We start from the raw sequence: 6,000 nt of genomic DNA on the forward strand, positions 1-6,000 counted from the left end.
ATTCCTTGAAGTTGATAATAGTTTCATTGAATTAATTATCATTCTCCCAATAAAAAAACGCAACCCAGCCAATGCCAAGTCACGTTTTTTAAATCAAAAATTAGTGTATTAGACTAAGCCGCTTTATTAATAAAATTATCTAACAAGCCATCCATCTCCGCTGCTTTGGGTTTCACGAACCAGAATTTTCCAACGTAATCGCTGAAGTTTTCTAACAATTCCTGTCCCCACTCGCTGCCCGTCGCTTTGACGAAATCTTGAATTTGATGAGTCAAGTAATCAGAATGTCCGTGCATAAAGTCTGGCGTGATGCGATGAATGTCTAAAAACTCATGATTGTAACGGTCAACAAAAGTACGGTTTTCATCAAGAATAAAACCATAACCACCCGTCATGCCTGCGCCGAAGTTCAAGCCCGTTTCACCTAAAACGATAATCACCCCGCCTGTCATATATTCACAACCGTGGTCGCCGATACCTTCAACAATCGCGGTGACACCCGAATTACGAATACCAAAACGTTCACCTGCCATACCCGCCGCGTAGAATTTCCCGCCTGTCGCACCGTATAAACAAGTGTTACCGATGATGGCAGATTCACGGCTGTTGAATTGGCTGACTTTGGGAGGATAAACCGCGATTTGACCGCCTGCCATGCCTTTGCCCACATAATCGTTAGCATCGCCTTCGATTGAAATATGCAAGCCACCCGCGTTCCATACGCCTAAACTTTGACCTGCTGAACCTTTTAAATTTAGCTCAATCGGCTTATCTGACATGCCTAAGTTGCCGTGACGCTTGGCAATTTCACCTGATAAACGCGCCCCAATCGAACGATGAATATTACGCACGTCATAGCTAAATGTGCCGCCTGATTTAGCTTCAATTGCAGGCAACATGTCTTGTACCATTTGCTCGGCCAATTCACCTTTATCAAATGGTTGGTTTGAAGGCTCAGTGCAGAACATCGGTTTATCCGCAGAAATGCCACCATCACTAATCAATGCACTTAAGTCTAAACGACGTTGTTTATCCGTTTCGGCTTCAATCAATTCTAATAAATCAGTACGCCCAATCAATTCTTCAAGGCTACGCACGCCTAATTTCGCCAATAATTCCCGTACTTCAGTCGCCACGAAAGTGAAGTAATTCATCACCATTTCAGGTAAACCAATGAAGTGTTCACGACGTAAGACTTTGTTTTGAGTTGCAACACCTGTCGCACAATTATTCAAATGGCAAATTCTTAAGTATTTACAACCTAATGCGACCATCGGTGCAGTACCGAAGCCAAAACTTTCCGCTCCGAAAATCGCCGCTTTAATCACGTCTAAACCTGTTTTTAAGCCGCCATCTGTTTGTAAGCGTACTTTGCCACGTAAGTTATTAGCACGTAATACTTGATGGGTTTCGGTTAAACCTAATTCCCAAGGGCTACCCGCGTATTTGACTGAAGTTAAAGGACTTGCACCCGTACCACCGTCATAACCTGCGATGGTGATTAAATCGGCATAGGCTTTGGCGACACCTGCGGCAATTGTGCCCACGCCCGCTTCAGCAACCAGTTTCACCGAGACTAAAGCTTGTGGATTGACTTGTTTTAAATCGAAAATTAACTGAGCTAAATCTTCAATCGAGTAAATATCATGATGTGGCGGAGGCGAAATCAAAGTGACTCCCGGAACGGCATAACGCAATTTCGCAATCAATTGGTTGACTTTGCCACCCGGTAATTGACCGCCTTCACCCGGTTTTGCGCCTTGTGCGACTTTGATTTGTAACACTTCTGCATTGACTAAATAGTGTGGAGTGACACCGAAACGACCCGATGCAACTTGTTTAATTTTAGACATGCGTTCTGTGCCATAGCGTGACACATCTTCACCGCCCTCACCCGAGTTGGAACGACCGCCTAAACGGTTCATCGCAATTGCTAAGGATTCATGGGCTTCTGGTGATAATGCACCAAGTGACATCGCCGCGCTGTCAAAACGTTTAAAAATGGTTTCAAGCGGTTCAACTTCATCTAATGGAATGGCTTCCACATCATCACGTAATTTAAACATGTCACGTAAATTAGTCGGCTTACGCCCATTAACCAAATCAGCAAATTGTTTATAAGTGTTGTAATCACCTGTTTTCACTGCATCTTGAATCGTGTTAACCACGTCAGGATTATAAGCGTGATACTCGCCGCCGTGAATATATTTGAACAAACCACCTGTATTAATCGGTTTGCGTTGACTCCATGCACGGTTGTATAACTCAATGCTGTCAGCTTGGAAATTCTCGAAATGTGTGCCTTGAATCCGACAGGTTGTGCCTTTGAAACATAAATCCACCACGTCTTTACTCATGCCCACCGCTTCGAATAACTGTGCGCCGCGATAGCTGGTAATAGTGGAAATACCCATTTTCGAAATGATTTTGTATAAACCTTTATCAATCCCTTGCTGGTATTTTTTAATCGCTTTGTGGCTGTCAGGGTTCTGAATTTGTTTAGTTTCAATTAAATCTAATACACATTCATAAGCCAAATAAGGATAAATTGCGGTCGCGCCGTAACCAATCAATACTGCAAAATGATGTGGATCACGCGCTGTCCCTGTGTCAACCACAAGGTTTGCATCACAACGAATTCCTTCAGCGATCAAACGATGATGCACTGCACCCGTTGCCATTGCTGCATGGATTGGTAAATGATTCTCGCGTAACTGCTTATCAGATAAAACTAAAATCACTGCACCATTCTTAACCGCTTCCACTGCCGTATCACACATGGCTTCAATTGCGGCTTGCAAACCTTGTTCGATTGGATAATTTAAATCAATGGGTTCGCAGGCATAAGCAGCATCATTGAGATTAAGCAAACGAGTAAATTGGTCGGGCGATAACACAGGCGAGCTGATTTCCAACCGTGCTGCATGTTGGGGGGTTTCGTCAAACATGTTCATTTCACGCCCAAAACATGAACGCAACGACATCACGATTTTTTCTCGTAATGGATCAATTGCAGGGTTTGTCACCTGTGCAAATTGCTGACGGAAATAATCATAAGGCGAGCGGATGCCACGCGATAACACCGCAAGTGGCGTATCATCACCCATTGATGCCGTGGTTTCTTGACCTGTTTCTGCTAATACTCTGAGCACTTGGTCACGTTCTTCAAAGGTGACTTGATATTGTTTTTGATGAACGGAAAGCTGTTTTTCATTTAATTCAGCACAATACGGATGATTGTCGTTGAATTCATCTTCTAAAAATTTCGCGCCTTTGCGTAACCATTTTTTGTACGGATGGCGACTTTTCAGCATGTCTTCTACGTCTTTTGGCAGCAATAATTTACCTGATTCGGTATCCACTGCCATCATGTCACCCGGTTTAAGCCGCCCTTTCATAATCACGTCTTTGTCATCGTAATCATATACACCGACTTCAGACGCTACAGTGATATGGCGATCTGCTGTGACCACATAACGTGCTGGACGCAAACCATTACGATCCAATACACATGCCGCATGACGACCATCAGTTAATACGATCCCCGCAGGCCCATCCCATGGTTCCATGTGCATACCGCTGTATTCGTAAAACGCACGTAATTCAGAATCCATGGTATCGACGTTTTGCCAAGCAGGTGGAATCAATAAGCGCATCGCACGGAAGATGTCCATACCGCCTGAAATCAATACTTCTAACATGTTGTCCAAGCTACAAGAATCCGAGCCACTCATTGAAACCAAGGGGCTGATGTCTTTCATGTCAATTAATGAGCTGACAAATTTATGTGAGCGTGCCACTGCCCAGTTACGATTACCTTGAACGGTGTTGATTTCACCATTGTGCGCCAGATAACGGAACGGTTGTGCTAACCACCATTGTGGCCACGTATTGGTTGAAAAGCGTTGGTGATAGACACATAAAGCAGATTCAAAACGGTCATCATGTAAATCTTTATAAAATTGCGGCAAGCGATTAGGCATGACCAAGCCTTTATAGCTAATCACACGGCTGGATAAACTGGGCACGTAAAACGATTTATCATCCCCATTATCTTTGATAGACTTTTCAGCCATACGACGCGCGATATAAAGCTTGCGTTCAAAATCTTCTTCGCTTAAACCTTCGGGCGCATTAATGAAGATTTGCATAATATGAGGAAGGGTTTTTAATGCCTCTTCGCCACATGCGTCTTTGTTTAAAGGCACATCACGCCAGCCAACGACCTCAAGTCCTTGCTTTTGCAGTTCGTTAGCTAAGAAGTCTTGAGCATATTTTGCAATGCTGTCATCCTGACTTAAAAACACCATACCAACAGCGTAAAGCGGTGCTAATTCATAACCTAATTCTTGGGCTAAGGTTTTAAGGAAGCTATCAGGTTTCTTCAATAATAATCCACAGCCATCACCCGTTTTACCATCTGCTGCAATCGCACCACGATGGGTTAAATGCGTGAGTGATAAAATAGCAGTAGACACCAGCCAGTGACTGGGTTTTCCATCCATTTGTGCAATTAGGCCGAAGCCACAACTGTCTTTTTCAAAACTTGGTTGATAAAGTCCCTTAAGCATATAACTTCCTCACCCTAAACAAGTACCAGTGAACAATTAACAATTATCAGTGAGCGATTACCCTACTGTCTACCCAAACCCGTTACCCTATCCCATTCATTTTCTGTATTTATAGTTATTTGGTAAGAGCAAAATTTTACAATTCTATAGGATTTTTCGAGCATTGTCACATATTTGATAGATGGCTTTTAATTATCAGAGGGTAAAGGGGTTTCTTAAATCTTAAGCTCAATTTGAGAGCAAAACTAAAAAGCGCCACTTAGTATGGGAATATGTTTAGTACAAGAGGGATTGCTTGTATTTTTGGTAGTCCTAGACAAGTAGTGATATATTGATATTATATTTTAAATCAATAAATTAAGAGCAAAGAATGTCAACATGTCCAAAATGCCGTTCAGCAAATTGTGTAAAAAATGGAACGATTCATAATAAAAAACCGAAAATGATGTGTAAAGATTGATGGATTATAAGGTTGTGATTAGATTAAGGAAGAGTAAAGAATTAATTTTAGATAGAAAAATGAGTTTTGTACTTCTGTACTATTGTTTGATATGACTGTTTTCTTGATGAAGCTTTATAAACATGGAATATCTAGAATTTGCTCTGGTTTGACTTAAAGAAATTTTTTTCTTAAGGAATAAACTCAGCACATTTACAAACGATAAACTGCTTAAAGGTGTAAATGCACTTGCTTCTATAACCTAGTTTTATGTAAAAACAGGATATTCTTTAGCGTTGGCATCCAGTTCAAGCAAATAGGGTGCTACAAAACCCTTATACTTATTTTTCTGTTCTGCTGTGAGGTCTTTCCATCCTGTAATCTGAAGCCGGCAGTTATCAGAACCACACATACATTGTTTAGGAAAATAATCAACACCATAATTTCTCATAGCATAATCAAAAGTGATTTCATCGTTCGCGTGAATTTCTTTCATTGCAACAAAGTCGTGGGCACCTGTCTTATTCAATTTGATACCACAATCAGGGTTACAGGAGTGATTTACTTTGCTGATTAGGCCTGCATGAAATACGTAACTGGTTTTGCCAACTTGAGAGGCATGGGAATGATTTTTGGTTAAGACTTCTTTAATGACACCAATCATGACGATGTCGCCAATTTTAAATGTCTTAGTAGCAAAAATACCTTCTCCTTTTTCAGGAGTGCCTCTTAATTCAACTCCAGTATTGACAATGGCGTTCATAAATGACCTTTAAATAATAATACACTTTAATAGTGTAGCACTATTCCATTGCGCCAATAGAAAAAAACTTTTATTTTCTTATAGATATGTCCATCAACGCCTTACGCATCATTTGCAACCATCTGTTTTATATCCATTTTAAATATGCCAACTTAAATTTAAAATATTTTTATTTTTCAAATAGTTATATTTCTAGTTATTAAGGCTTTTCAAAAACAGCTCAAAAT

At 41.0% G+C, this 6,000-nt stretch carries 2 protein-coding genes; both read right to left on the reverse strand.

Annotated features, from left to right (window positions below; genetic code table 11):
* Nucleotides 1-113: 113 nt before the first annotated feature.
* The gene (gltB, locus tag ABXH34_RS03625) at nucleotides 114-4,571 is read right to left on the reverse strand and encodes a glutamate synthase large subunit (RefSeq protein ID WP_353570500.1); all 4,458 of its coding nucleotides are present in this window, start codon (nucleotides 4,569-4,571) and stop codon (nucleotides 114-116) included.
* A 707-nt stretch (nucleotides 4,572-5,278) separates the two neighbouring features.
* A complete protein-coding gene (locus ABXH34_RS03630) occupies nucleotides 5,279-5,773 on the reverse strand; it encodes an SET domain-containing protein-lysine N-methyltransferase (protein WP_353570501.1) in 495 nt (164 codons plus the stop codon).
* Nucleotides 5,774-6,000 lie beyond the last annotated feature (227 nt).

It is taken from the genome of Candidatus Albibeggiatoa sp. nov. BB20 (genome assembly GCA_016744725.1).
Taxonomy (GTDB): domain Bacteria; phylum Pseudomonadota; class Gammaproteobacteria; order Beggiatoales; family Beggiatoaceae; genus Albibeggiatoa.

Coding starts and splice junctions, on each gene's coding strand:
- gltB (WP_353570500.1), bottom strand. CDS start 4,571: ATGCTTAAGGGACTTTATCAACCAAGTTTTGAAAAAGACAGTTGTGGC.
- ABXH34_RS03630 (WP_353570501.1), bottom strand. CDS start 5,773: ATGAACGCCATTGTCAATACTGGAGTTGAATTAAGAGGCACTCCTGAA.